This window comes from Streptomyces sp. CB02980 (genome assembly GCF_014451325.2).
Lineage (GTDB): Bacteria > Actinomycetota > Actinomycetes > Streptomycetales > Streptomycetaceae > Streptomyces.
On sequence record NZ_JACSCH020000003.1, the window covers coordinates 654562 to 680563 of the forward strand.

22 protein-coding genes, 6 tRNA genes and 1 riboswitch are annotated in these 26002 nt (G+C 71.4%); of the genes, 19 read left to right on the forward strand and 9 right to left on the reverse strand.

Annotated elements, in window-relative coordinates:
• Positions 1 to 10: 10 nt before the first annotated feature.
• Complete coding sequence (gene purM, locus E0F75_RS09980) at positions 11 to 1084, forward strand: phosphoribosylformylglycinamidine cyclo-ligase (RefSeq protein WP_187622103.1); 1074 nt, start codon at positions 11 to 13, stop codon at positions 1082 to 1084.
• Positions 1085 to 1229: 145 nt separating this feature from the next.
• On the opposite strand, the gene E0F75_RS09985 is transcribed toward purM, so the two are convergent.
• Both E0F75_RS09985 and E0F75_RS09990 read right to left on the reverse strand, forming a co-directional pair.
• Entirely contained in the window at positions 1230 to 1484 is a 255-nt protein-coding gene (locus tag E0F75_RS09985) for a DUF3073 domain-containing protein (RefSeq protein ID WP_030318267.1), read from the reverse strand.
• Between the two features lie 322 nt (positions 1485 to 1806).
• Positions 1807 to 2898: a Glu/Leu/Phe/Val dehydrogenase gene (locus E0F75_RS09990; RefSeq protein ID WP_187622104.1), complete on the reverse strand. Its 1092-nt coding sequence runs from the start codon at positions 2896 to 2898 to the stop codon at positions 1807 to 1809.
• Positions 2899 to 3053: 155 nt separating this feature from the next.
• Here E0F75_RS09990 and E0F75_RS09995 point away from each other — a divergent pair, with 155 nt between their 5' ends.
• Positions 3054 to 3968, forward strand: coding sequence for a hypothetical protein (locus tag E0F75_RS09995; protein WP_187622105.1), 915 nt, complete (start codon positions 3054 to 3056; stop codon positions 3966 to 3968).
• Positions 3969 to 4550: 582 nt separating this feature from the next.
• The gene (gene bldC, locus E0F75_RS10000) at positions 4551 to 4757 is read left to right on the forward strand and encodes a developmental transcriptional regulator BldC (RefSeq protein WP_003949541.1); all 207 of its coding nucleotides are present in this window, start codon (positions 4551 to 4553) and stop codon (positions 4755 to 4757) included.
• A 340-nt stretch (positions 4758 to 5097) separates the two neighbouring features.
• On the opposite strand, the gene E0F75_RS10005 is transcribed toward bldC, so the two are convergent.
• From E0F75_RS10005 to hrpA, 3 genes are all read right to left on the reverse strand, one after another.
• The gene (locus E0F75_RS10005; RefSeq protein ID WP_229312609.1) at positions 5098 to 5361 is read right to left on the reverse strand and encodes a DUF6274 family protein; all 264 of its coding nucleotides are present in this window, start codon (positions 5359 to 5361) and stop codon (positions 5098 to 5100) included.
• A 127-nt stretch (positions 5362 to 5488) separates the two neighbouring features.
• Positions 5489 to 5562: transfer RNA gene (locus E0F75_RS10010), tRNA-Asp, on the reverse strand.
• Between the two features lie 83 nt (positions 5563 to 5645).
• The gene (gene hrpA, locus E0F75_RS10015; RefSeq protein ID WP_187622106.1) at positions 5646 to 9593 is read right to left on the reverse strand and encodes an ATP-dependent RNA helicase HrpA; all 3948 of its coding nucleotides are present in this window, start codon (positions 9591 to 9593) and stop codon (positions 5646 to 5648) included.
• 163 nt (positions 9594 to 9756) lie between these two features.
• On the opposite strand from hrpA, the gene E0F75_RS10020 reads away from it, so the two are divergent.
• From E0F75_RS10020 to E0F75_RS10030, 3 genes are read left to right on the forward strand one after another with little or no spacing between them, the layout of a single operon-like run.
• Positions 9757 to 10107: a hypothetical protein gene (locus E0F75_RS10020; protein WP_187622107.1), complete on the forward strand. Its 351-nt coding sequence runs from the start codon at positions 9757 to 9759 to the stop codon at positions 10105 to 10107.
• Between the two features lie 56 nt (positions 10108 to 10163).
• On the forward strand, positions 10164 to 10955 hold the full coding sequence (locus E0F75_RS10025) for a DsbA family protein (protein ID WP_187622108.1): 792 nt from the start codon (positions 10164 to 10166) through the stop codon (positions 10953 to 10955).
• Positions 10952 to 11794 carry a cytochrome c biogenesis CcdA family protein gene (locus E0F75_RS10030; protein ID WP_187622109.1) on the forward strand — a complete coding sequence of 281 codons (843 nt, stop codon included), beginning with the start codon at positions 10952 to 10954 and terminating at the stop codon, positions 11792 to 11794. The genes E0F75_RS10025 and E0F75_RS10030 overlap by 4 nt, the downstream gene beginning before the upstream one ends.
• A 95-nt stretch (positions 11795 to 11889) precedes the next feature.
• On the opposite strand, the gene E0F75_RS10035 is transcribed toward E0F75_RS10030, so the two are convergent.
• The 3 genes from E0F75_RS10035 to E0F75_RS10045 all read right to left on the reverse strand — a co-directional run bounded on the left by E0F75_RS10035 (position 11890) and on the right by E0F75_RS10045 (position 12172).
• Positions 11890 to 11963: transfer RNA gene (locus tag E0F75_RS10035), tRNA-Phe, on the reverse strand.
• 22 nt (positions 11964 to 11985) lie between these two features.
• Positions 11986 to 12059 (reverse strand) — tRNA-Asp (locus E0F75_RS10040).
• Positions 12060 to 12099: 40 nt separating this feature from the next.
• Positions 12100 to 12172 (reverse strand) — tRNA-Glu (locus E0F75_RS10045).
• Positions 12173 to 12276: 104 nt separating this feature from the next.
• On the opposite strand from E0F75_RS10045, the gene E0F75_RS10050 reads away from it, so the two are divergent.
• The 6 genes from E0F75_RS10050 to E0F75_RS10075 all read left to right on the forward strand — a co-directional run bounded on the left by E0F75_RS10050 (position 12277) and on the right by E0F75_RS10075 (position 18555).
• Positions 12277 to 12627 carry a metallopeptidase family protein gene (locus E0F75_RS10050; RefSeq protein WP_187622110.1) on the forward strand — a complete coding sequence of 117 codons (351 nt, stop codon included), beginning with the start codon at positions 12277 to 12279 and terminating at the stop codon, positions 12625 to 12627.
• 250 nt (positions 12628 to 12877) lie between these two features.
• Positions 12878 to 13456 (forward strand): hypothetical protein, encoded by a 579-nt coding sequence (locus E0F75_RS10055; protein ID WP_187622111.1) that lies wholly within the window; start codon positions 12878 to 12880, stop codon positions 13454 to 13456.
• Positions 13457 to 13653: 197 nt separating this feature from the next.
• Positions 13654 to 16023, forward strand: a complete 2370-nt coding sequence (locus E0F75_RS10060) for a DEAD/DEAH box helicase (protein WP_187622112.1) — start codon at positions 13654 to 13656, stop codon at positions 16021 to 16023.
• Between the two features lie 290 nt (positions 16024 to 16313).
• A tRNA-Lys gene (locus E0F75_RS10065) sits at positions 16314 to 16386 on the forward strand.
• Positions 16387 to 16561: 175 nt separating this feature from the next.
• The gene (locus tag E0F75_RS10070) at positions 16562 to 17956 is read left to right on the forward strand and encodes a diacylglycerol kinase family protein (RefSeq protein ID WP_187622186.1); all 1395 of its coding nucleotides are present in this window, start codon (positions 16562 to 16564) and stop codon (positions 17954 to 17956) included.
• Positions 17953 to 18555: a phosphatase PAP2 family protein gene (locus E0F75_RS10075; RefSeq protein WP_229312610.1), complete on the forward strand. Its 603-nt coding sequence runs from the start codon at positions 17953 to 17955 to the stop codon at positions 18553 to 18555. The genes E0F75_RS10070 and E0F75_RS10075 overlap by 4 nt, the downstream gene beginning before the upstream one ends.
• 116 nt (positions 18556 to 18671) lie before the next feature.
• On the opposite strand, the gene sigJ is transcribed toward E0F75_RS10075, so the two are convergent.
• Positions 18672 to 19625 carry an RNA polymerase sigma factor SigJ gene (gene sigJ / locus E0F75_RS10080; protein WP_187622113.1) on the reverse strand — a complete coding sequence of 318 codons (954 nt, stop codon included), beginning with the start codon at positions 19623 to 19625 and terminating at the stop codon, positions 18672 to 18674.
• 199 nt (positions 19626 to 19824) lie between these two features.
• On the opposite strand from sigJ, the gene E0F75_RS10085 reads away from it, so the two are divergent.
• The 7 genes from E0F75_RS10085 to E0F75_RS10115 all read left to right on the forward strand — a co-directional run bounded on the left by E0F75_RS10085 (position 19825) and on the right by E0F75_RS10115 (position 25649).
• Positions 19825 to 20319 carry a rhodanese-like domain-containing protein gene (locus tag E0F75_RS10085; RefSeq protein ID WP_187622114.1) on the forward strand — a complete coding sequence of 165 codons (495 nt, stop codon included), beginning with the start codon at positions 19825 to 19827 and terminating at the stop codon, positions 20317 to 20319.
• A gap of 53 nt (positions 20320 to 20372) precedes the next feature.
• A tRNA-Met gene (locus E0F75_RS10090) sits at positions 20373 to 20446 on the forward strand.
• 106 nt (positions 20447 to 20552) lie between these two features.
• On the forward strand, positions 20553 to 21293 hold the full coding sequence (locus E0F75_RS10095; protein WP_187622115.1) for a MerR family transcriptional regulator: 741 nt from the start codon (positions 20553 to 20555) through the stop codon (positions 21291 to 21293).
• 204 nt (positions 21294 to 21497) lie between these two features.
• Entirely contained in the window at positions 21498 to 21863 is a 366-nt protein-coding gene (locus tag E0F75_RS10100) for a hypothetical protein (RefSeq protein WP_229312611.1), read from the forward strand.
• 61 nt (positions 21864 to 21924) lie between these two features.
• Positions 21925 to 22965, forward strand: coding sequence for a PLP-dependent cysteine synthase family protein (locus E0F75_RS10105; RefSeq protein WP_187622117.1), 1041 nt, complete (start codon positions 21925 to 21927; stop codon positions 22963 to 22965).
• Positions 22962 to 24185, forward strand: coding sequence for an MFS transporter (locus tag E0F75_RS10110; RefSeq protein ID WP_187622118.1), 1224 nt, complete (start codon positions 22962 to 22964; stop codon positions 24183 to 24185). Before E0F75_RS10105 ends, E0F75_RS10110 begins: the two co-directional genes overlap by 4 nt.
• A 237-nt stretch (positions 24186 to 24422) precedes the next feature.
• On the forward strand, positions 24423 to 25649 hold the full coding sequence (locus tag E0F75_RS10115) for a PP2C family protein-serine/threonine phosphatase (RefSeq protein WP_187622119.1): 1227 nt from the start codon (positions 24423 to 24425) through the stop codon (positions 25647 to 25649).
• A 201-nt stretch (positions 25650 to 25850) separates the two neighbouring features.
• Positions 25851 to 25997, forward strand: a riboswitch (cyclic di-AMP (ydaO/yuaA leader).
• Positions 25998 to 26002: the final 5 nt, after the last annotated feature.

Genomic DNA, 26002 nt, shown 5'->3' on the forward strand with positions numbered 1-26002 from the left:
GTTCTTCAGCATGTCTGAGACCACTGGTGCCAGCTACGCGTCCGCGGGCGTCGACATCGAAGCGGGTGACCGCGCCGTCGAGCTCATGAAGGAGTGGGTGAAGAAGACGCAGCGCGCGGAAGTCGCGGGCCTCGGCGGCCTGGGCGGCTTCGCCGGCCTCTTCGACGCCTCCGCCCTCAAGCGCTTCGAGCGTCCGCTGCTCGCCTCCGCCACCGACGGCGTCGGGACGAAGGTCGACATCGCCCGCCAGATGGGCGTGTACGACACGATCGGCCACGACCTGGTCGCGATGGTCATGGACGACATCGTCGTCTGCGGCGCCGAGCCGCTCTTCATGACCGACTACATCTGTGTCGGCAAGGTCCACCCGGAGCGGGTCGCCGCCATCGTCAAGGGCATCGCCGAGGGCTGTGTCCTGGCCGGCTGCGCCCTGGTCGGCGGCGAGACGGCGGAGCACCCGGGCCTCCTCGGCCCGGACGACTTCGACGTCGCCGGCGCGGGCACGGGCGTCGTGGAGCACGACCGGCTGCTCGGCGCCGATCGCATCCGTACGGGGGACGCGGTCATCGCCATGGCCTCCTCGGGTCTTCACTCCAACGGGTACTCGCTCGTCCGGCACGTGGTCTTCGACCGCGCCGGCATGACTCTCGACCAGCGGGTCGACGAGCTCGGCCGGACGCTCGGCGAGGAGCTCCTGGAGCCCACGAAGATCTACTCGCTCGACTGCCTGGCCCTCACCCGGACCACGGACGTCCACGCGTTCAGCCACATCACGGGCGGCGGTCTGGCGGCCAACCTGGCCCGGGTGATCCCGGACGGCCTGCACGCCACGGTCGACCGTTCCACCTGGGCGCCGGGCGCGATCTTCGACCTGGTCGGCAAGGCCGGTCGGGTGGAGCGCCTGGAGCTGGAGAAGACCCTGAACATGGGTGTCGGCATGATGGCGGTCGTGCCGGCCGAGTTCGTGGACGCGGCCCTGACGACGCTGGCGGACCGGGGCGTCGAGTCCTGGGTCGCGGGCGAGATCACCGAGCGCGGCGCGCACACCACGGGCGCGGAGCTGGTCGGCGACTACGCGAAGTAGCAGTCACGCGGTACGACGCGTACGGGGCGCTCCTGAGGGGGCGCCCCGTACGCGTCGTACAGGGTCCTGCGGCGCACGGACGCGGACAGCACAGAAACCCGGCCGGGTGATCCCGGACCGGGTTTCTGTGCTGCGATTCAGAAGGTCAAGCGCGACGCGGGGACGCACTCGGACCGGACTCGTCGTCCTCGTCCTCGTCGTCCTCGTTATAGAGATCCGCGTACTGGGCGTACGGGTCGTCTTCCTCGTCGTCGTCCTCGAACGGCTCGCCATTCGGCGGCTGGTTCGAAGTCGAAGCGCCCAGCTCATTGGCCAGACGCGTCAGGTCTGTCCCGCCGCTGCTGTACTTCAGCTGGCGGGCGACCTTGGTCTGCTTGGCCTTTGCCCGGCCGCGCCCCATGGCTCGACCCCCTCGGTGACGGGGCTCGGTGGCCCCAGAGTCTTGACACGCGTTCATGATTCGGAACGGACTCTCGACAGAGAGACCGGTCCGTAGGGCTTCAACGGTACCTGTTTCCGCGGGTCTACGGTACGCCGCGCGCATCACATACCCCGGTACAGAACCATCGAGGTGCCCTTTCCTCGCTGGTCAATCGCGATTTTAACCTCTTCTTGAGGGCCGACCCGCCGAGGGGCGTGAGCGAAGTCTCCCCGTGGTCGTTCCGTGGCCCTCCCACGGACTCCTCACGGTCACCCCGGCGACGGGTCGGTCCCGGTCGTGCTCAGGCGTGTCGCGCGTCGGCCATCCGCTGCTCGGCGATCCGGTCGGACGCCGCAGCCGGCGGAATCCCGTCGGCCTTCGCACGTGCGAAGATCTCCAGCGTGGTGTCGAAGATCTTCGTCGCCTTCTTCTTGCAGCGGTCGAAGTCGAAGCCGTGCAGCTCGTCGGCGACCTGGATCACGCCACCGGCGTTGACCACGTAGTCGGGGGCGTAGAGGATCCCGCGCTCCACGAGGTCCTTCTCGATGCCCGGGTGGGCGAGCTGGTTGTTGGCCGCGCCGCAGACGATGCTCGCGGTGATGAACGGGACGGTCTCCTCGTTCAGGGCGCCGCCGAGCGCGCAGGGCGCGTAGATGTCGAGACCCTCGACGCGGATCAGCGCCTCGGTGTCGGCGACGACGGTGACCTGCGGGTACTTGTCGGTGATCCGGCGCACCGACTCCTCGCGCACATCGGTGATCACGACCTCGGCGCCGTCCTCCAGGAGGTGCTCGACGAGGTAGTGGCCGACCTTGCCGACGCCCGCGACGCCGACCTTGCGGCCGCGCAGCGTCGGGTCGCCCCAGACGGTCTGCGCGGAGGCGCGCATGCCCTGGAAGACGCCGAAGGCGGTGAGGACGGAGGAGTCGCCGGCGCCGCCGTTCTCGGGGGAGCGGCCGGTGGTCCACTTGTTCTCGCGGGCCACGACGTCCATGTCGGCGACGTAGGTGCCGACGTCGCAGGCCGTGACGTACCGGCCGCCGAGGGAGGCGACGAAGCGCCCGTAGGCGAGGAGGAGCTCCTCCGTCTTGATCTTCTCCGGGTCGCCGATGATGACGGCCTTGCCGCCACCGTGGTCGAGACCGGCCATGGCGTTCTTGTACGACATGCCGCGGGCCAGGTTGAGGGCGTCGGTGATCGCCGCGGCCTCGTTGGCGTACGGGTAGAAGCGGGTGCCGCCGAGGGCGGGGCCCAGGGCGGTGGAGTGGAGGGCGATGACGGCCTTGAGGCCGGTGGCGCGGTCCTGGCAGAGCACGACTTGCTCGTGGCCACCCTGCTCCGAGTGGAACAGGGTGTGCAGTACATCAGCAGGAACGCCGGTCACATCGGTCACGGTGGTGACTCCCAAGTACGAAGCGGCGGTTGCGGACCTCCCTGTGGGTGGGGGAGGACCAGTTCGGCAAGAGAGTAAGTCCTACCTGGGCGTAGATCGGCAGCAGTGCTCAGGATCACCCCCTCCCGGAGTACCTCCGTGGAAGGATTCGCGACATGTCGGTCGCTTCCTCGGTCCTCATTCCCTACGCGTCCTATCTGCGGGTGTACGAGCCGCTGGCCGCGTTCCCCGAGCCGGAGCGGACCCACTGGGCCCGGTACGCCCGCCTGCCGCGCACCCCGGGGGCGCAGGAGGAGCTGCGGCGCTCGCTGGCCGACCTGCTGCCGACGCCGCCGGTCCCGGTGCCGGTCCACGAGAGCGGGGAGGCCTTCGTCGCCCGGCTGGACGGGGTGGTGGTGATCTGCCCGTGGCGAACCCGGCTGCGGGGGTGGCTGGCGCTCCAGGAGCTGGCCGGCCAGTTCCCGGAGCCGGTGCTCGACGCGATGCTGCCGCCGGTCGTGCGCGTCCAGGTGGAGAGCGACTACGAGCGCTGGCTGAGCAGGAACCCGGACGCGCGTCCGTGGATCCGTACGGCGGTCTGGCAGGTGCCGCTGCGCTGGTTCGCGCTCTTCGGGGACGAGGACCGGGAGTACGAGCCGGGGAAGCGGCCGTCCGGCGCGGGTGCGGCCGGTGCGGGCGTGGACGGCGCCGGTGCGGCCGGTGCGGGCGCGGACGGTGCGGGGAAGGCTCCGGTGCTGCGCTACCGGACGACGATGGCGCAGGCGCGCCGCCGCCTCGCGCGGGCGCTGCGGGCCCTGCGGGAGTCGATCGACGACGGTCCGATGACGGAGGGCCTGATCGAGGTGGGGCGGTGGCTGGAGGAGTTCCATCCGCGGGCGCTCGTGGAGCTGGACTTCGGCGGTCTGGTGCACGCGGTCCCGGAGGAGTGGCTGGCGGCGGACCGGTCGGCGGCGCAGCTGGCGGAGGGGATCGCGGCGCTGCGGGCCGGCGACGGTGAGCGGGCGAGCGACGCGTACGGGCGGCTCGCGGAGCGCTGGCGCACGGTCAGGGATCTTCGCTTCGCGAATTGACATCAGTCGGGCATCTTCGTCAGGTCGGTATCGACAAGACATGTCCGACGGGTGTAAATGATCTTCAGGGGTGTCCGGATACCGCCTGCCCGGTTTTGAATGCCGGGGGGTGTCGGGTCTTTCGGCACCCGCTGGGCGGGGACGTTGGTCCCGATCCGGGCCTTTGGCTCAAGCGTGACGGACAGCACGTAACGCACCCTTGCGCCCATCACCCACCCTCGTGCCAAAATAGGACAAGGAGTCCGGGGAGGGTTCCTTCCGTCCATCTATGGGCGGAACGCTCAGCATTGCACTCTATGGGGGGTCTGAGGACTCCTGATCGCTCTGTGACTGATCGTCACAGTGGCGTGACTGTCCGTTATGGCATGGTCCATCGACTTCCGCCGCTGATGAACACCTGCGAGGGCAATTCCATCGGTTTGGCCGACGTGGCTGGACGGATGGTGTAGTTGTAGTGCCGAGGACAAGCCGTTCGTCCTATAACCGACTCGGCCCGCTTCTGCCATTTCGGGCAACGCGGGTCAAGGTGCAGAATTTAGAGGAAAGAACCGAGATGGTTCGGTTCTCCCGAGGAGGCCGCTCATGACCGCTCGCACCCCTGATGCCGAGCCGCTGCTGACCCCTGCCGAGGTTGCCACGATGTTCCGTGTGGACCCGAAGACGGTGACCCGTTGGGCGAAGGCCGGGAAGCTCACGTCCATCCGCACCCTGGGTGGGCATCGCCGGTACCGCGAAGCTGAGGTTCGCGCTCTGCTGGCGGGTATTCCGCAGCAGCGCAGCGAGGCCTGAGGTCGCGCAAACACCCCGTAGTACCTGCAGTACCCCGTAACACCGGGCCTGTCCGGATCCCCCAATCCGGTCGCCCACACCTAGCTCTGCCGACGGATTCCTGCCCCAACAGGCCTTCGTCAACGATCGCGCTGGACTCCGCCGGGTCTGGCGCGATCTTCTTTTGTGTCCGGCGCCACTCTTCGGAGGGCGGTGCAATTGCACATATTAAATCGGGCCGGTGTAGGGAGGGTGTAAGTGAAGCGGTTTCTGAAACTGCTTCAGTGACTCCCGTCACACTGGCGAACTCTTGCCAAAGAACAGCCTCCCACTTCGCGGAACGGCCTCAACCCGCCGTTGGTCATGGGTCGGTGGGACTTTCGTCCCCACTGCCGTCCGCCGGCCGCTCGGGCCCGGCCCCCGTACCTTCCGGCCCTTCGGGTCCTCCCCCGGGCCCCTCCGGTCCTTCCCCGGGCCCCTCGGGGTCCGGAAGGTCCATGGAGAGCCGCAGGAGGCGATGGCACACCACGCAGTGGCGGGTGAGATGTCCGTACCGGGACGCGGCCGCCAGATGGGCGCGCAGCAGTGCTCTCGTCTCGTGCCGTGCTGCGGACGCCGCTGCCATGCGCGACCACCTCCGGTGTGGGCCCCCGAATCCCTGATGTACGGGGTACCGGCGGGCCTGTGGCCCCGTCAAGACACGGGAACACAAAGAAAGGCCCGCATCTCATGATGCGGGCCTTTCCTGAAAGCGAACCTGACGGGACTTGAACCCGCGACCTCCACCTTGACAGGGTGGCGAGCTAACCAACTGCTCCACAGGTCCTTGCTCGCAGCCCCTCGTAAGTGGCTGCGAGGAACACTGTACAGCAGGTCAGCGGTCCGGTCGAACTCACCGACGGGCGCCCGCTACGGGGCCGCCGCGTCGATCGCCTTCACGATCCGCTTGTCCGAGATCGGGTACGCCGTGCCCAGCGCGTGCGCGAAGTAGCTCACCCGCAGTTCCTCGATCATCCAGCGGATGTCGGTGACCTCGGACGGCACCGGGCGGCCCTTGGGGAGCTGTTCGAGCAGCCAGGCGTACTCGTCCTGCATCTCCTGGACCTTCTCCATCCGGGTGGTGTCCCGCTGGACCCCGGTCGGCATCTGCTGGAGCCGCCGGTCCACCGCCACCAGATAGCGCATCAGGTCCGGGAGCCGCTTCAGGCCCGTACGGGTGACGAAGCCCGTCGGCATCAGCCAGGCCAGCTGGTCGCGCACGTCGGTCAGGTTGTTGATCAGCGCCAGGCTGTTCGTCGACTTCAGCCGGCGCTCGCACGCCTGCCAGGCCGCCAGGATCTGCTGGACCTGGCCCACCGTCCGTACGGTCGTGTCCACCAGGTCCGCGCGGACCTTGTCGTACAGCTTCCGGAACGACTCCTCGTCCCACGCCGGGCCGCCGTGGTCCGCGATCAGCTTGTCGGCGGCCGCGGTGGCACAGTCGTCGAAGAGGGCCTGGATCGAGCCGTGCGGGTTCGAGGACAGGGCCAGCTTCTGCTGGTTGGTCAGTTTGTCCGAGGCGAACTTCGCCGGGTTCACCGGGATGTTCAGCATGATCAGCTTCCGGGTGCCCCGCCACATCGCCCGCTCCTGCTCGGCCTCCGTGTCGAAGAGCCGTACGGCGACGGTCGCGCCCTCGTCCACGAGCGCCGGGTACGCCTTGACCGGATGGCCGCCCCGCTTGGTCTCGAAGACCTTCGTGAGCGTGCCGATCGTCCAGTCCGTGAGCCCCGCGCGCTCCAGGGAGGGCCCGGAGCCGTCCGGGCCGCCCGTGGCCGCCGCGGCGGCCTGGGAGAGCGCCTTACGGGCCTTGGGGCGCAGCTGGAGCCGCAGCGTCTCCAGGTCCTTGTCCTCGGCGAGCTTCCTGCGCCGCTCGTCGACGATCCGGAACGTCACCTTGAGGTGCTCGGGCACCTTCGCCCAGTCGAAGTCCTCGGCGGTGACCGGCACGCCGACCATCCGCTGGAGCTCGCGGGCGAGGGCCCCCGCCAGCGGCTCCTGCACGGGCACGACCGCGTCGAGGAAGCGGGACGCGAAGTTCGGCGCGGGCACGTAGTGGCGGCGGATCGGCTTCGGCAGGGAGCGGATCAGCTCGGTGACGACCTCGGCGCGCAGACCGGGGATCTGCCACTCGAAGCCGTCGTCCGTCACCTGGTTCAGGACCTGGAGCGGGACGTGGACGGTCACACCGTCGGCGTCCGCGCCGGGCTCGAACTGGTACGTCACCCGGAACTTCAGCGGACCCTGCCGCCAGGAGTCCGGGTAGTCGTCCTTGGTGACCCCGGCGGCCTTCTCGTTGATGAGCATCTCGCGCTCGAAGTCCAGGAACTCCGACGCAGCGCCTCCTTCGTGGAGCTTGTGCTTCCACCAGGAGTCGAAGTGGGCCCCGGACACGACGTGTTCGGGGACGCGCTTGTCGTAGAAGTCGAAGAGCGTCTCGTCGTCGACCAGGATGTCCCGGCGCCGCGCGCGGTGCTCCAGCTCCTCGACCTCGGTGAGGAGCTTGCGGTTGTCCGCGAAGAACTTGTGGTGGGTGCGCCAGTCGCCCTCGACGAGCGCGTTCCTGATGAACAGGTCGCGGGAGATCTCGGGGTCGATCCGGCCGTAGTTGACCTTGCGGTCGGCGATGATCGGGACGCCGTACAGCGTCACCTTCTCGAAGGCCATCACGGCCGCCTGGTCCTTCTCCCAGTGCGGCTCGCTGTACGTCTTCTTCACCAGGTGCTGGGCGAGCGGCTCGATCCACTCGGGCTCCACGCGCGCGTTGACCCGGGCCCAGAGGCGCGAGGTCTCCACCAGCTCGGCGGACATGACGAAGCGCGGGGGCTTCTTGAAGAGCGCGGAACCGGGGAAGATCGCGAACTTGGCGCTGCGGGCACCCAGGTAGTCGTTCTTCGCGCCGTCCTTGACGTCCTTCATGCCGATGTGGCTGAGGAGGCCCGCGAGGAGCGAGATGTGGACGGACTGCTCCGGCGCGTCCTCCTCGTTCACATGGATGCCCAGCTGCTTCGCGACCGTCCGCAGCTGCGCGTAGATGTCCTGCCACTCGCGGATGCGCAGGAAGTTCAGGTACTCCTGCTTGCACATCCGGCGGAAGGAGCTGGAGCCGCGCTCCTTCTGCTGCTCACGGACGTACCGCCACAGGTTCAGGAAGGCGAGGAAGTCGCTCGTCTCGTCCTTGAACCGGGCGTGCTGCTGGTCGGCCTGCGCCTGCTTCTCCGCCGGCCGCTCGCGCGGGTCCTGGATGGAGAGGGCGGCCGCGATCACCATGACCTCGCGGACACAGCCGTTCTTGTCGGCCTCCAGGACCATCCTGGCGAGCCGCGGGTCGACGGGCAGCTGGGAGAGCTTCCGGCCCTGCTGCGTCAGCCGCTTCTTCGGATCCTTCTCGTCCGGGTCGATCGCGCCGAGCTCCTGGAGGAGCTGCACGCCGTCCCGGATGTTCCGGTGGTCCGGCGGGTCGATGAAGGGGAACTTCTCGATCTCGCCGAGGCCGGCGGCGGTCATCTGGAGGATGACGGAGGCGAGGTTCGTACGGAGGATCTCGGCGTCCGTGAACTCCGGCCGCGAGAGGAAGTCGTCCTCCGAGTACAGCCGGATGCAGATGCCGTCGGACGTACGGCCGCAGCGGCCCTTGCGCTGGTTGGCGCTGGCCTGGCTGACCGGCTCGATCGGCAGCCGCTGCACCTTGGTCCGGTGCGAGTAGCGGGAGATGCGGGCGGTGCCCGGATCGACGACGTACTTGATGCCGGGGACGGTCAGGGACGTCTCGGCGACGTTCGTCGCGAGGACGATCCGGCGGCCGGAGTGCGCCTGGAAGACCCGGTGCTGCTCGGCGTGCGAGAGGCGGGCGTAGAGGGGGAGGACCTCGGTGCTGCGCAGGTTCCGCTTGAGGAGCGCGTCCGCGGTGTCACGGATCTCGCGCTCACCCGAGAGGAAGACCAGGACGTCGCCGGGACCCTCGGACTGGAGCTCGTCGACGGCCTCACAGATCGCGGTGATCGGGTCCCGGTCGGACTCCTCGGAGTCCTCCTCCAGGAGGGGCCGGTAGCGGACCTCCACCGGGTACGTACGGCCGGAGACCTCGACGATCGGGGCCTCGCCGAAGTGGCGGGAGAAGCGCTCCGGATCGATGGTCGCCGAGGTGATCACGACCTTGAGGTCGGGGCGCTTCGGGAGCAGCTGGGCCAGATAGCCGAGCAGGAAGTCGATGTTGAGGGACCGCTCGTGGGCCTCGTCGATGATGATCGTGTCGTAGGCGCGCAGCTCGCGGTCCGTCTGGATCTCGGCGAGCAGGATGCCGTCCGTCATCAGCTTCACGAACGTCGCGTCGGGGTTCACCTGGTCGGTGAAGCGGACCTTCCAGCCGACGGCCTCGCCGAGCGGGGTCCTCAGCTCCTCGGCGACCCGCTCGGCGACCGTGCGGGCGGCGATCCGACGGGGCTGGGTGTGCCCGATCATGCCCCGGACGCCCCGGCCGAGCTCCAGGCAGATCTTCGGGATCTGGGTGGTCTTTCCCGAACCCGTCTCACCGGCGACGATCACGACCTGGTGGTCGCGTATCGCCTCCAGGATCTCGTCCTTCTTCTGCGAGACGGGCAGCTGCTCGGGATACGTGACCGCGGGCACGCGGGAGGCGCGCCCGTCGACGCGTTCCTTGGCCTTGGCCGCCTCGGCGGCGATCTCGTCCAGGACGGCCTCACGGGCCTCGGGCTTGCGGATGCGGCGGGCGCCTTCGAGACGACGGCCGAGCCGGTGCGAGTCCCGCAGCGAGACCTCGGCCAGGACGGACTGGAGGGCGGCGAAGGAAGTAGACATACGGGATCCAGGATCGCACCTGCGGCCGAGAAGCGGCGAACCGATTTACGAGCGGCGTACCGGGGAACCCACGAGCGGCTACCCGGCGGTGGGTGGCGTCCGGGTGCGGGGTGGTGGGGTGCGTACTATTTCGGGCACGTCGACCGGACCGGAGAGGTTTCGTATGTTCCGCACCACCCGCGTGCCGGCGGCGTTCGCCGCGCTCGTGGCGCTGGTCCTCGGACTCCTGGTGTGCGGTGCGACGACGGCCACGCCCGCGGGGACGGCCCCGGTCGTCCTGGGCGCCGCCGTACCCGGCTGCGACCCGGGCCACCCCGTCGACGAGGGGGCCGCCGGTCCCGTCGTACCACCGCGGGCGCACGCCTTCGCGGAGCTGCTGCCGGCCCTGGCCGCCGACCGGACCCCGTGCGGCGCCCGGGAACAGGATGCGGCCGGCCGGGGCGTGTCGGCGGGACGGGAGCCACCCGCGCGCGTACCCCTGTCTCCCGTGGAGCTTTCGGTCCTGAGGGTCTAGACGGACGGCCGTCCTCCGCCGTCCTCTTCCTCTTCTCTCCGCAGGAGCGCTTCCGCATGTCCAGGTCCAAGCCGATCGTCCTCGTCTCCGGGGTGGCCGTCGCCGCCGTCCTGCTCGGCGTCGTCTCGTACACCGCCACCCGGCCCGCGTCCCCCGGCGCCGCCGGCTCCTCCTCCGTCGCCGAGGTCTCCGCCGACCCCTCGGCCGGTGTCTACGCCGAGCTGGAGGCGTACGCCCGCCGTGACGCCTCCGACAAGCTCGCCCTCGGCCGCGCCGACGCGCCCGTCGTGCTCATCGAGTACGCCGACTTCAAGTGCGGCTACTGCGGGAAGTTCGCCCGGGACACCGAGCCGGTCCTGGTCGAGAAGTACGTCGACAACGGCACCCTGCGCATCGAATGGCGGAACTTCCCGATCTTCGGCGAGGAGTCGGAGGCGGTCGCCCGCGCGTCCTGGGCCGCCGGGCAGCAGGGCCGGTTCTGGGAGTTCCACAAGGCCGCCTACGCGGAGGGCGCCAAGGAGAAGGGCTTCGGCAAGGACCGGCTCGCGGCCCTGGCGAAGGAGGCGGGCGTCCCCGACGCGGCCCGGTTCGCCAAGGACAGCGAGGGGGCGGCGGCCCGCGCGGCCGTGAGCGCGGACCAGGAGCAGGGCTACTCCCTCGGCGCCACCTCCACCCCGTCCTTCCTGATCAACGGCCGGCCGATCGCCGGCGCGCAGCCGCTGGAGACGTTCACGGAGACGATCGAGGCGGCGGCCAGGGCGGCCAAGGCCGCCGGGGCGGCCAAGGCGCCGAAGACGGCCGAGCCGACCGACGGCGCCACGAAGCCGGGCTCGGACTCCGCGCGGTGACCTCCGGCATCGGCTATTTCGCCGCCTTCCTCGGCGGACTGCTCGCCCTGCTCAGCCCGTGCAGCGCCCTGCTCCTGCCGGCCTTCTTCGCGTATTCGATCGACACGCGCGCGAAGCTGGTGGCCAGGACCGGCATCCTCTACGCGGGTCTGGCGACCACCCTCGTCCCGCTCGGCGCGGCCGGCTCCTTCGCGGGCCGCCTCTTCTACGGCCACCGGGACCTGCTCGTCACCGTCGGCGGCTGGCTGATCATCGGCCTCGGCGTCCTGCAGATCCTCGGCCTGGGCTTCGCCTCCCGGCGGATCGCCGAGGCGAGCGGCCGGATCCGGCCCACGTCGGCGCTCTCCGTCTACGCCCTCGGCCTGGTCTACGGCCTCGCGGGCTTCTGCGCGGGCCCGATCCTCGGCAGCGTCCTGACGGTCGCGGCGCTGAGCGGCAGCCCGGCGTACGGGGGACTGCTCCTCGCCGTGTACGCGCTCGGCATGGCCGTTCCGCTGTTCGTGCTCGCGCTGCTCTGGGAGCGGTACGACCTGGGCCGGCGGTCCTGGCTGCGCGGCCGGCCGCTCCGGGTGGGCCCCCTCACGCTCCACTCGACGTCGCTGCTCTCGGGCCTGTTCTTCGTGGCCCTCGGGAGTCTCTTCCTGGTCTTCGACGGGACGACCGCGCTGCCGGGCCTGCTGTCGGTGGACGACTCGTTCGCGGTGGAGCAGCGGGTGGCCTCGCTCGGCCGGGCGGTCCCGGACTGGGCGCTGCTCGTCGCGGTGGTGGCCGTGGTGGCGCTGGTGCTCGCGCTGCGGGCGAGGCGGGGGAGCCGTTCGGGGGAACGCGAGGAGGTCTGACGGTACGGGGAGGGGGCGGCGGTCTCCTCCCCGTACGCATCTCCGCGTGCACACACGAAGAAGGCCCCGTTCTTTCGAACGGGGCCTTCTGTTTGTGGCTGGGGCCGGGGTCGAACCGGCGACCTATCGCTTTTCAGGCGATCGCTCGTACCAACTGAGCTACCCAGCCACGAAGCCGTTTCCGGCTTCAGCGACTCTGACGGGACTTGAACCCGCGACCTCCACCTTGACAGGGTGGCGAGCTAACCAACTGCTCCACAGAGCCAAGCTTGTGTGCGATCACTAGTCTCGCACACGGTAATGCGTGCCCCCAACGGGATTCGAACCCGTGCTACCGCCTTGAAAGGGCGGCGTCCTGGGCCACTAGACGATGAGGGCTAGAGGCTCACCTGGGCGCTTCGCAGCGCGTCGGGGACGTGAGAAGCATATGGGATGCCGGGCGCTATCGCCAAAACGGTTTCCGGCGGGGGGACAATGGGCGCGTGCTGGAGATGACGCGCGAGGAGTTCGAAGAGCTGGTCGCCGAGGCCCTGGACCGGATTCCGCCGGAGCTGACGCGGCTGATGGACAACGTCGCGGTGTTCGTGGAGGACGAGCCCGCCCCGGACGATCCCGACCTGCTCGGGCTCTACGAGGGGACGCCGCTGACCGAGCGCGGTGAGTGGTACGCCGGTGTGCTGCCGGACCGGATCACGATCTACCGGGGGCCGACGCTGCGGATGTGCGAGTCGCGCGAGGACGTCGTCGCGGAGACCGAGATCACGGTGGTGCACGAGATCGCCCACCACTTCGGCATCGACGACGAGCGGCTGCACGCCCTGGGCTACGGCTGAGCGGACCTCGGGCACACGCCCGGGGCCTTTCGGGCGTGTCCCTTGTGGCGCCGGGGGAGTTGGGCAGTGCAACGCGTTCCGTTCCTGCCTGTCGTGTCCTGGAGGTGCCCCCGTGCGCCATTTGCCCACCCGTGTCAGATGGGCCGCCGCCGCGCTGGCCGTCGCGGCCTGTGCCGGTCTGAGCGGCTGTATGAGTGTGAGTGACGAGGGGGCGAAGCCAGCTCCCGGCGCGTCCGGCGGGAAGCGGGGCGTGGCGACCGAGTCCGGTGGCGGTGCGGCCGGGGAGCCCGGCGGCGACGCCGGTTCGTGGAACGGCCGGCCGGACGCCGGCGGCGGCCCCGACGTGGCCGGTTCCGGTACGGAGTCACCGGTGCCGAGCGGCTCCCCCTCGGGTACGGCGAAGCCCTCCCCGGGCACGGTGCTGCCGGTGGAGGGTCCGGGCGGCCCCGGCGGCCCGTCGAAGCCGCAGCCGACGGGCGGTCAGGACGGCCCGGGCGGTGGCGCGGGCGGTTCCGCCGGCAGCGCAGGCAGCGGTGGCAGCGGGGGCGGGAACGGGGGCGGCGGCAACGGCGGCGGGGCGAACGGCGGCGGCTCCGGCGGTCCGGGCGGCGGGGGCACGCCCACGCCGGAACCGACCGCGGAGCCGACTCCCGAACCGACACCCGAACCGACCGCGGAGCCGACTCCCGAGCCGACGCCGGAGCCGACCTCCAATCCGACCGATCCGCCGACGCCCGGAAGCGACACCCAGATGGGTGCGATGCGCGCGGCGGACGGACCGGGAGCGCCCCCGGAGCCGGTGGCGTCTCCGCAGGTCGGACCGGTGTGAGGGAGTCCGATTTGCCATAGGTGGGGGAGAGTGCGTATGGTGGTAGATCGTTTGATCCCATTGCCCGGCGCCGACACAGAAGAGCGCCGCGTGGCGCGTACTCTCCCTAGCCGTGGCTGACCGCATTGAGGCGGTCGTTTGCGAAATCACGGAGTTGACGGGCGCGTGCCGAGACTCCGGAAGGTTTCGCATTTCGCATGTCCATTTTCAGTTCTGACCACGCCGTCATGCCCGAGAACGACGAGATCGTCGACGCCGCCGAGGCTGTCGCGATCGTCGAGATCGACACCGACGACCTCGCCGACGCCGTAGAGGCGCTCGACATCGACATCGACTCCGACGACGACTCCGTCGAGGAGCCCGCCGAGCCCACCATCACCTTCGGCGACCTCGGTCTGCCGGACGGCGTCGTGCGCAAGCTCGCGCAGAACGGTGTCACCACCCCCTTCCCGATCCAGGCGGCGACCATCCCGGACGCCCTGGCCGGCAAGGACATCCTGGGCCGTGGCCGTACCGGCTCCGGCAAGACCCTCTCCTTCGGTCTGCCGCTCCTGGCCGGTCTGGCCGGCGGCCACACCGACAAGAAGAAGCCCCGCGGCATCATCCTCACGCCGACCCGTGAGCTCGCGATGCAGGTCGCGGACGCCCTCCAGCCGTACGGCGACGTGCTCGGCCTCAAGATGAAGGTCGTCTGCGGCGGTACGTCCATGGGCAACCAGATCTACGCCCTGGAGCGCGGCGTCGACGTCCTCGTCGCCACCCCGGGCCGTCTCCGCGACATCATCAACCGCGGCGCCTGCTCCCTGGAGAACGTGAAGATCGCGGTCCTCGACGAGGCCGACCAGATGGCCGACCTGGGCTTCCTGCCCGAGGTCACCGAGCTGCTCGACCAGATCCCCGGCGGCGGCCAGCGCATGCTCTTCTCCGCCACCATGGAGAACGAGATCGGCACCCTGGTCAAGCGCTACCTGACCGACCCCGTCACGCACGAGGTCGACAGCGCCCAGGGCAACGTCACGACCATGACGCACCACGTCCTCGTCGTGAAGCCGAAGGACAAGGCGCCGGTCACCGCCGCCATCGCCGCCCGCAAGGGCCGCACGATCATCTTCGTCCGTACCCAGCTGGGCGCGGACCGCATCGCGGAGCAGCTGTGCGACGCCGGTGTGAAGGCCGACGCGCTGCACGGCGGCATGACGCAGGGCGCCCGTACCCGCGTCCTGGAGGACTTCAAGAAGGGCTACGTCAACGCGCTCGTCGCGACCGACGTCGCCGCCCGAGGCATCCACGTCGACGGCATCGACCTGGTCCTCAACGTGGACCCGGCCGGCGACCACAAGGACTACCTGCACCGCTCGGGCCGTACCGCCCGTGCCGGCCGCTCCGGTGTCGTGGTCTCCCTGGCCCTGCCGCACCAGCGCCGTCAGATCTTCCGTCTGATGGAGGACGCGGGCGTCGACGCCTCGCGCCACATGGTCGGCGGCGCCGGCGCGTTCGACCCCGAGGTCGCGGAGATCACGGGCGCCCGTTCGCTGACCGAGGTCCAGGCCGACTCGGCGAACAACTCGGCCAAGCAGGCCGAGCGCGAGGTCGTCGACCTGACCAAGCAGCTGGAGCGCCTGCAGCTCCGCGCCGTCGAGCTCCGCGAGGAGGCCGACCGTCTGGTGGCCCGCGCCGCCCGTGAGCGTGGCGAGGACCCCGAGGTCGCCGTCGCCGAGGTGACCGAGGCCGCCGAGGCCGAGGTCGCGGCCGCCGCCGTCGAGGCCGAGCGTGCCGCCCGCGCCGAGGAGCAGCGCCGCGAGGAGCGCCCGGCCCGCGACGAGCGGGGCAACTACGAGCGTCGTGACCGTGGCGGCTTCAACCGCGACGACCGTGGCGACCGTGGTGGCTTCCGCGGCGGTGACCGTGGTGGCGACCGTGGCGGTTTCCGTCGTGACAACGACCGTCCGTCCGGTGGCTTCCGTCGTGACGACCGCCCCTCGGGTGGCTTCAACCGCGATGACCGTGGTGGCGACCGTGGTGGCTTCCGTCGTGACAACGACCGTCCGTCCGGTGGCTTCCGTCGTGACGACCGCCCCTCGGGCGGCTTCAACCGCGACGACCGCGGCGGCCGTTCTTTCGAGCGTCGTGACAACGACCGTCCGTCCGGTGGCTTCCGTCGCGACGACCGCCCCTCGGGTGGCTTCAACCGCGACGACCGTGGTGGCGACCGTGGTGGCTTCCGTCGTGACAACGACCGTCCGTCCGGTGGCTTCCGTCGTGACGACCGCCCCTCGGGCGGCTTCAACCGTGACGACCGTCCGTCGGGCGGCTTCAACCGCGATGACCGCGGCGGCCGTTCCTTCGAGCGTCGTGACAACGACCGTCCGGCCGGCGGCCACCGTGGCAGCGACCGTCCGTTCAACCGCGACCGTCGCGACGACCGCCCCGCCGGCGGCTTCCGCCCGGGTGGCGGCGACCGCCCGCACGCCCGTCGTGACGACCACCGCGGCACCGGCTCGACCGGCTCGACCGGTGGCTCCTTCGGCCGCCGCGACGACAAGCCGCGCTGGAAGCGCAACGGCTGAGGTCGACTGACCTGACAACGCGCAGGGCCCGTACAGCACTTCGGTGCCGTACGGGCCCTGCGCGTTGGTGAACCGGTTCTCTTCTCGCGGGCCCGGCCGCTGCCGGACGGCGTCACCGGCGACGGCAAGGCCGACCCGGTGGCCCGCGACACGACCGAAACGGAGCGCCCCGGGCACCCGCCTCGGGGCCCGGCCCACGCGCCGTCGCGGGAACGGGCCCGAGCCGTCCGCGTATACCCGATCGGTTCGGGGGATCTCTCGGGCTATGCTGCACGGGTGTGCTTGTCCACGGGCCGTTAGCTCAATTGGCAGAGCAGCGGACTTTTAATCCGTTGGTTGTGGGTTCGAGTCCCACACGGCCTACGTGTGGCAGGCGGGGGTTTCGGTCTCCGAGCTGCCGAGAAGCGCCCCGACCGGTTTCGACCGGTCGGGGCGTTTCCGTATCCGGGACGCGGTGTGCGGCACCGTGGGCGAATCTGGTTCGTGGACGCTGAGCGTGGAGGTGGGGACCGTGACGGTGAACGGATCCGGTGATCCGATGGACCAGGCCCGGACGCTGGCGCGGTGGGCGCTCGGCGCCGCCGCGGCGGCGGTCGTGCTGCTGCTCACGGGGCTCGGCGCCGCCGGTCTTCTGGTCCTCCTGGGCGCGCTCGTGGGGCTCGTCTGTTCGGCCGTGGGCATCTGGTGGTTCCTCGCCCACCGCGGGCCGCTGCGGGTCTCCGGCGCCCTGCTGGCCGTCGCCGCGCCGCTCGCCGTCCTCGTCCTGTACGTCGCCTGGGGCCCCTGGCTGACCGGGCTCGGGGCCCTCGCGTCGTGGAGCGTGGCGCTGGTCTGCGCGCGGGCCGCCCTGCGCCTCATCCGGGACATGAGCGGCGGGCCCGCCCGCCCGCGGCCGAAGCGGCGGCCCCGGCCGAAGCGGCCCGTACTGATCATGAACCCGAAGTCCGGGGGCGGAAAGGTCGCCCGCTTCGGGCTCGTCGAGCGGGCCGAGAAGCTGGGCGCGCGGGTCGTCCTCATCGACCCGTCCGTCGAGACCGATGTCGCCGCGCTCGCCCGGGAAGCCGTCGCCGACGGTGCCGACCTGCTCGGGGTGGCCGGCGGGGACGGCACCCAGGCGCTGGTCGCCGACGTGGCCGCCGAGCACGACCTGCCCTTCCTGGTCATCTCCGCCGGAACCCGCAACCACTTCGCCCTCGACCTGGGTCTCGACCGCGCCGACCCGGCGACCTGCCTGGACGCCCTCGTCGACGGCGAGGAACTCCGTGTCGACCTCGGCTCCGTGTCCGGGCGGGCGTTCGTCAACACCGTCTCCTTCGGCGTGTACGCCGATGTCGTCCAGCTCCCCGAGTACCGCGACGCCAAGGCCGGCACCGCCGTCGACGTCCTCCCCGACCTGCTCCAGGGCGGTGGCGGCGACCGTCTCGACGCGACCGCCGACGGCCTTCGGCTGCCCGCCCAGCAGGCCCTCCTCGTCAGCAACAACGCGTACGCCGCGCCCGATCCGTTCAGCGCCGCCGCCGCCCGGAGACCGCGCCTGGACGGCGGGGAGCTCGGGGTGATCGCCATCCGGGTCGACGGGGCCGCGCAGGCCGCCGAGATGGCCGTACTGGGCACCAACTCGACCGGGTTGAACGTCCTGACGGCCGCTCGGGTCGAGGTGACGGGGAAGGCCGCCGCCCCCGTCCCCGTGCCTCCCTCGGCCTTCGTCCCCGCGCCGGCCCGGGCCCCCGGCGCCCCCGGCACCATCGCCGTCGCCGTCGACGGTGAGGCGCTGACCCTCCCCACCCCCGTCGTCTGCACCCTGCGCCCCCGCGCCCTGCGGGTGCTCGTGCCGCGTCACCGGCCCGGCGTCATCGAGCCCCAGCCGCCCCTGGACTGGCGGCGCATCACCGAAATCGCCTTCCAGACCCCTTCGAGGAGCAGCGGCTCATGACCGGCACCACCACCCCCGCCCCCGCCCCCGCGACGAACCCCGTCCGGGCGGTCTTCCGGGACCTCCGCGCGATCGACGGGGCCGTCTACGCCGCCGTGGCCGCCACCCCCACGCCCACCCTCGACACGGGCTTCCGCAGGCTGTCGAGCGCGGCGAACCACTCCAAGATCTCGTTCACCGTGGCGGCCGGGCTCGCCCTGGTCCCCGGCCGGCCGCGCCGCGCCGCCCTGGCCGGCATCGGGGCGGTGGCGGTCGCCTCGGCCACGGCCAACCTGCTGGGCAAGCGCCTCGTCCGCAGGCCGCGGCCGGACCGGGAGGCGGCCCGGGTCGTGGTGGGCCGCCATGTGCCGATGCCGGACTCGGCGTCGTTCCCCTCCGGGCACACCGCGTCGGCGGTGGCCTTCGCGACCGCCGTGGGGGTCGTCTTCCCGCCGGTCGCGGTGCCCCTGCAGATCCTGGCGATGGCCGTGGGCTACTCCCGTGTCCACACCGGGGTGCACTACCCGGGTGACGTCGCGGCGGGCGCCGTCCTCGGCGTCGCGAGCGCCGCCGTCTCCCTGACGGCCGTGGCCTCCTTGACGGCCGCCAGGAGGAAGTGACCGGGCGTCGGAGACGCGCCCGGTCGCTTCAGACGCAAGGCCGTTTCCGTACGCCGGCCGCTTCGGTACGCCGGTCGTCGTCTCCGTACGCCGGCCGTTTCCGTGCGCCGGGCGCCTCAGTACGTCGCGCGGGCCAGGTCCTCCTCCGAGAGGTCGAGCGCGGCGAGCCGCTCCGGGTCCGCCAGGATCTGGAGCTCGACGATCCGGTCCCCGGCGATCGTGAACGACATGAGGACGGTCGGGCGGCCGTCGACGACCGCGACGAACGCGGGCGCGCCGTTGACCACGACGGGCAGCGCGGCCTGCCGGAACTTGGCGTACATGAGGGCCTGCGAGATGACGGCCTCGGCGCCCCGGACGACCTTGGAGACGGCCGCGAGCGTCCGGCCGCCGTCCGCGCGCAGCACCACGTCCGGGTCGAGGACGGCGAGCAGCCCCTCGAAGTCGCCGCCTTGCGAGGCGGCGAGGAAGGCGTCGGCGATCTCCCGCTGCCGGCGCGCGTCGGGCCCGGGGGCGGGGGCGGCGTCCTGCACGCGGCGGCGGGCGCGGCTGGCGAGCTGGCGGGTGGCGGCCGGAGTGCGGTCCACGATCCGCGCGATCTCGTCGAAGGAGACGGCGAACATGTCGTGCAGGACGAACGCGAGCCGCTCGGCGGGGCCCAGGGTCTCCAGGACGACGAGGAGCGCGAGGCCGACGGATTCGGTGACCTCGGCCGCGTGCTCCGGGTCGGTGGTGTCGGCGACCCGGACGACCGGGTCGGGGACGTAGTACTCCAGCGGGTCCTCGCGGCGCGAGCCGCGCGAGCGCAGCATGTCGAGGCAGACGCGGCCGACGACCGTGGTCAGCCAGCCGCTCAGGTTCTGCACCGCGCCGACGTCGCTGCGGTTGAGCTTGAACCAGGCCTCCTGGACGGCGTCCTCGGCCTCGCTGAGCGAGCCCAGCATCCGGTACGCCACCGCCCGCAGATGACCCCGGTCGGCCTCGAAGCGGCGGGCCAGCAGGTCCTTGCCGTCGGTGTGGTTGTCGCGGTTCTGGTCCACTCGTCGATCTCCCCGTTCGCGTCCCGTCATGTCGTCATGACGGATCAAACCTCGTCGATGTGACGCCGCCTGTCACGCCCCTTGTGACGGGGCATCGGCGGTCCCGACGATTCCGGTACGTGAGATCCACGCCGCCGCGCGGCGAACGCCCGGGAATCCCCGGTCGACGCCTCGGAGCGCCGGGGATCATCCCTTCAGCGCGGTGATCATCATCCGTAGATTGATTCTCATGACGACGACAACTTCGCAGGTCAACGCCGTGCTCCGCACCCCGCCGGCCTCTCCCGCCGCCGCTGCCGCGTACTTCTCCGCGAGCCTCGCCTTCCACGCCGACGTCTCCGACGTGGCCTCCGCGCTGGCCGCCGCGGCCGGCGACGGCACCGACCCGGGCTTCGTGGTGATCGACTCGCGCTCGACCGCCTCCTGGGACCAGGGGCACGTCCCCGGCGCCGTCCACCTGCCGACCGCGCTCATCCCCGAGCAGGCCGAGCGGCTGCTCGACCGGTCCGTGCCGGTCGTCACGTACTGCTGGGGCCCCGGCTGCAACGGCGCCACGCGCGCCGCGCTGGCCCTCGCGGAGCTGGGATTCCAGGTGAAGGAGATGCTCGGCGGCTTCGAGTACTGGGTGCGCGAGGGCTTCGCGTACGAGACCTGGGAGGGGCCCGCGGAGAAGGCCGCGGACCCGCTCACGGCGCCGGTCGACTCCGACGACTGCGGCTGCTGACGGAAACCGATTTCCGGATCACCCCGGTCATGCCGTAGAGTCGTGTTTACCGACGCGGGGTGGAGCAGCTCGGTAGCTCGCTGGGCTCATAACCCAGAGGTCGCAGGTTCAAATCCTGTCCCCGCTACTCAGTAGCAACGAAGGCCCGGATCCAGTCACTGGATCCGGGCCTTCGTCGTTCCCGCATGTCGGCGCTTGACCTTTACGCAACGTCAAGATTTAGCGTTCTCGGTATGGAGTGGTCGATCCAAGAGATCGCCAAGAAGGCCGGCACCACCAGTCGCACCCTCCGGCACTACGGGGACCGCGGACTGCTGGAGCCGAGCCGGATCGGCGCGAACGGTTACCGGTACTACGACCAGGCGGCTCTCGTGCGGCTGCAGCGGATTCTGCTGCTGCGCGAGCTGGGGCTCTCGCTGCCCGCGATCGCCGAGGTCCTCGCGGGGCAGCGGGACACGTCCGCCGCCCTGCGCACCCATCTCGCACTCCTGGAGCAGGAGCGCGAGCGCATCGGACGGCAGATCGCCTCGGTGCGGACCACTCTCCACAAGACCGAGAACGGAGAAGAACTCATGGCCGACGAAGTGTTCGACGGTTTCGACCACACGGTGTACGAGCAGGAGGTCACCGAGCGCTGGGGCCGCGGCGCCTATGAGAAGGCCGACCGCTGGTGGCGCTCGCTCACCGCCGTGCAGAAGAAGATGTTCATGGACGAGCAGTCCGGCATCGCCCGCGACTTCGCGCGGGCGCTCAGGGACGGTCTCGCCGCCGACAGCGACGAGGTGCAGGCGATCGCGTGGCGCCAGGTCGCGTGGCTGTCCACCACCACGACCCCGAGCAAGGAGTACCTGATCGGTCTCGGCCGCATGTACGTCGACGACCCGCGCTTCACCGCGAACTACGACAGGCACGGTGAGGGCACCGCCGTCCTGGTCCGTGACGCGCTGGAGATCTACGCGGAGCGGAACCTGTAGCCCGAACGCCCGGCCGAGGAAGACCCCGGCCGAGGAAGACCCCGGCCGAGGAAGCCCCCGGCCGCCGTAAGCCCCCGGCCGCCGTAAGACCCCGCCGAGTAAGGCCCCGGCCGCCCGAAGTAAACGGTGGCCAAAACCGCGCCTGTCACTTTGTGTGCCCGCACTGCCCACCGTAGTGTCACGCGCACCATGAGTGACGAGTGCGTGAGTGACGTACGCCGGCGGGCGCCCGCCGTCCTCGTCCTGCTCGCGCTCCTCGCCCTCCTCGTCAGCGTCTGCCACGGCTCGCACGGGCACATGCTGCCGCCCTCGGGCTCCGCGGCCGTCGTCTCGGCCCCCGCGCTGCCGCACGGCTGCGAGCGGTCCGGAGAAGCGTGGTCCTTCGACGTCCACCTCCCCGCGCAGACCGCCGCCGCGCCCCTCGCCGCGCCGGACGCCGGCGGAGCCGTACTCCTGCCGTACGCGGCCGACCTCCGCACCGATCCCCGCGCGCGCTGTGTCCGGGGCAGGGCGGGACCCGGCCCCGAGCCGGGCCGGCTGCTGATCGCCCTCGGAGTGGACCGGAACTGAGCCGGGTCTCGCCCTCGCGTGACCAGGCCCCCTTCCGCTACACCCCAAGGACGTCCCACCCATGAACCACCTGCTGTCCGGCAGCCCGCTGCCCGTCGCCGAGCAGACCGTCGGCAACACCCCCGTCCTCCGCACGGACGACGGCTACTGGGCCAAGCTCGAAGGCTTCAACTTCGGCGGCATCAAGGACCGTGCCGCCCTCTACATGGTCGAACAGGCCCGCCGGCGCGGTGAGCTGCGGCCCGGCGCCCCGATCGTCGAATCGACCTCCGGGACCCTCGGCCTCGGTCTCGCGCTCGCCGGGGTCCTCCACGGCCATCCGGTGCACGTCGTCACCGACCCCGGCCTCGAACCGATCGTCGAGCGGATGCTCGTCGCCCACGGCGCCCGGGTCCATGTCGTACCGGAGCCGAGCCCCCGGGGCGGCTGGCAGCAGGCCCGGATGGACCGGGTCGCCGAGCTGCTCGTGAGCCTCGACGGGTCCTGGTGGCCCGACCAGTACGGCAACCCGGACAACCCCGACGCGTACGCGGGGCTCGCCGCCGAGCTGTCCCGGCAGCTCGACCGGATCGACGTCCTCGTCTGCGCGGTCGGCACCGGCGGCCACTCGGCCGGGATCTCCCGGGCCCTGCGCGCCACCGGCAGCCCCGCGCTCGAACTCGTCGGCGTGGACTCCGTCGGCTCCACCGTCTTCGGCCTGCCGGCCGGGGAGCGGCTGATGCGCGGCCTCGGCTCCTCCATCCACCCGGGCAACGTGGACCACGGCGCCTTCGACGAGATCCACTGGGTGGGCCCCGCCGAGGCGGTCCGGGCGGCCCGCCGGCTGGCCTCGCGTCAGTTCGCCACGGGCGGCTGGAGCGTCGGCGCGGTCGCGCTGGTCGCCGGGTGGCTGGCCCGGACCCGGCCGCGCGGGACGCGGATCGCGGCGGTCTTCCCCGACGGGCCGCAGCGGTACTTCGACACCGTCTTCAACGACGAGTTCTGCGCGGCCCACGGTCTCCTCGACGGGCCCGTACGGGAGGATCCCGCGGGGTACGTCTCCGCCGACGCGGTCAGCGGCTGGACCCGCAGGGTCATGGACCGGACGGGGTCGGCGCGTTGACCACGGCGGCGGCCCCGCCCGAGGGCGGCGTCTGGAAGCAGAGCCGTACCTTCGAACCGGCCGTCCGGCTCCTCTTCCTCAACCAGCTCACCATCAACCTCGGCTTCTACATGCTCATGCCGTACCTGGCCGCGCACCTCGCGGACGGGCTCGGCATGGCGGCCTGGGCGGTCGGGCTCGTGCTCGGCGCCCGGAACCTCTCCCAGCAGGGCATGTTCCTCGTCGGCGGGGCGCTCGCCGACCGGCTCGGCTTCAAGCCGCTCATCGTGGCGGGCTGCGCGCTGCGGACGGCGGGCTTCGGGGCCCTCGCGTTCGCGCAGTCGCTCCCGATGCTGATCGCCGCCTCGCTCGCGACCGGGCTCGCGGGGGCGCTGTTCAACCCCGCCGTACGGGCCTGTCTCGCGGCGGAGGCGGGGGAGGAGCGCCGGGTCGAGGCCTTCGCGCTGTTCAACGTCTACTACCAGGCGGGCATTCTGCTCGGGCCGCTCGTGGGGGTGGCCCTGACGGGGGTGTCGTTCCGGCTGACGTGTGTGGTGGCGGCGGTGCTGTTCGCCGGGCTGACCCTCGTACAGCTCCGGTACATGCCCGCACGCGGGGAGCGGCGGGAGCGGGACGGAGAGGGGCGCGGGCAGTTCCGCACGGTGCTCTCCCACCGCACCTTCTGGCTCTTCTCGCTCGCGATGACCGGCTCGTACGTGCTGTCCTTCCAGGTCTATCTGGCGCTGCCGCTCGCCGCCGGCGGCACGGGGTCCACGACGGCGCTCTTCGTCGTCTCCGCCCTGGTCGCGCTCGCCGGGCAGCTGCGGATCACCGCCTGGTGCAAGCGGCGGCTGAGCCGGGAGCGGTGTCTGGTCCTCGGGCTCGCCCTGATGGGCGGTGCCTTCCTGCTCCCGGCGGCCCTGGGCCGGGGCCTGGTGGGGCTGCTGCTGTGCTCGGCGGTCCTGGCCGTCGCGAACGCGGTGCTCTACCCGTACGAGATGGACACCGTCGTCGCCCTCTCCCGGGGGCGCTGGGTGGCCACCCACTACGGGCTCTACAACACGGTGTGCGGGATCGGGATCACCCTCGGGAACCTGGGGACGGGCGCGCTGCTCGACGTGACCGGGTGGTCGGCGGTGCCGTGGCTGGCGCTGTGCGCGGTGGGGCTGGGGTGCGCGGCGGCGATGGCCCTCCTGGCGAGGGGCGGGCGGCTGGCGGAGGGAGCGGCGCCGGCGGACTGAGCGGCGCCGGCGGACTGAGCCGGGGCACGGCCTCCGTCCGTACGCGCGTGGCCGGGCCCGCCCCGCCTCCACGCGCGCGTGGCCGGGCCCGCTCCGCCTCCGCGCGCGTGGCCGGGCCCTTCCCCCGGTTCGTACGCCAGTCGGCCCCGCGGGAGTCGCCGCCCAAGGCGGCGGCGGCCACCCTGGGAGGGCGCGGTACGGGCCGCGGCCGGGTTCGGACCGGGCAGGAGAGCACAGGTGGGGCACCCCCCAGGAGTGATCGGCGGGCGGCGGGGCGGCGAGGGCCGCCCGTACGGGGGCGCCCGGAGGTTCATCCGGGCGCTGCCGCCGCTGATCATCGTGGGCGGTGTCTTCTTCGACGTCCTGACGCCGCCCAAGTACAGCGCGGCGCCGATGTTCTCCGCCGCCCCGCTGATCGCGGCGCCCTTCTTCTCCACCCTCACGACGCTGCTCACCGGGATCGCGGCCGTCCTCGCCTCCGTCGGGCTACACATCTACAACGACACCGCGACCGAGATCCCGTCGCTCACCGAGTTCCTGACCGTGCTCACGGTCTCCGCGCTCGCCATGCTTATCAACCGGGTCGTCCTCCGCAGCGGCGAGCGGCTCGCCTCGGCGCGGGTCATCGCGGAGACCGCGCAGAAGGCGGTGCTGCCGACGCCCGCCGAGCGGATCGGCGGGCTGCAGTGCGCGGCGCGGTACGAGGCGGCGCAGGCGGACGCGTTCATCGGCGGCGATCTGTTCGCCGTCCAGGACACCCCCTACGGGGTACGGCTCGTGGTCGGCGACGTCCGCGGGAAGGGCATGGACGCGGTCGAGGCCGTCGCCGTCGTCATCGGGGCGTTCCGGGAGGCGGCCGAACAGGAACGGACGCTGGAGGGCGTGGCGCAGCGGCTGGAACGTGCCCTCGCCCGGGAGGGCACCCGCAGGCACGGGTTCGACGCCTTCGAGGGGTTCACGACGGCCGTCCTCGCCGAGATCCCGCGCGGTGACGGGGGCGGCACCTTCGACGGTTTCGTACGGGTCGTCAACCGCGGGCACCCGCCTCCGCTGATGCTGTACGCGGACGGGCGCCTGGACTCGATGGAGCCGGGCGAGCCCGCGCTGCCGCTCGGCATGGGCGATCTGGCGTCGTGGCCGGACCGGGCCGAGGCGCGGCCGTATCCGCCGGGCGCGACGCTGCTCTTCTACACCGACGGTCTCTCGGAGGCGCGGAACGCCGAGGGTGTCTTCTACGACCCGGGGGAACGGCTTGCCGGGCGGATCTTCCCCGGGCCCGAGGAACTGCTCGACGCGCTCGTGGACGACGTACGGCTGCACACCGGCGGCGGGTCGACCGACGACATGGCGCTGCTCGCGGTGAGCCGTCCGGCGACCGGGCAGCCGGAGCGGCGCCGGACGATGCCGGTGGTGCCGCCGGGCGGGTCCGGTTCCCCCGGCGGCGGGCCCGGTCACCGGCCGTAGTCGCGAGGTGTCACTGCGATAACAATTGACATAACGTCAGATCGCGAGGGTTTCGGCGTCCCTTGCTGAAGGGGGGTCAACTCGGACCATTCCCTCCCAATTCAATGAATGATCAAGAGGAACAGCTTGGAATCGGCACCCCGTGTCTATTAACGTTCGATAACGCAGTGCGGTCGTCCCAGCCGTCGCAAGAGGCGGCACCGTGCGCACGCGCCGAATCCTGAAAAGGAACCGGGGAACCACTACTTGGGGTGAATCGAGCCCTTCGCACTTGTGCGACCGTGCTCGTAGGAGACCTTCCTGCTCCGAACCCGTCAGCTAACCCGGTAGGCGAGAAGGAAGGAAAGGAGCGC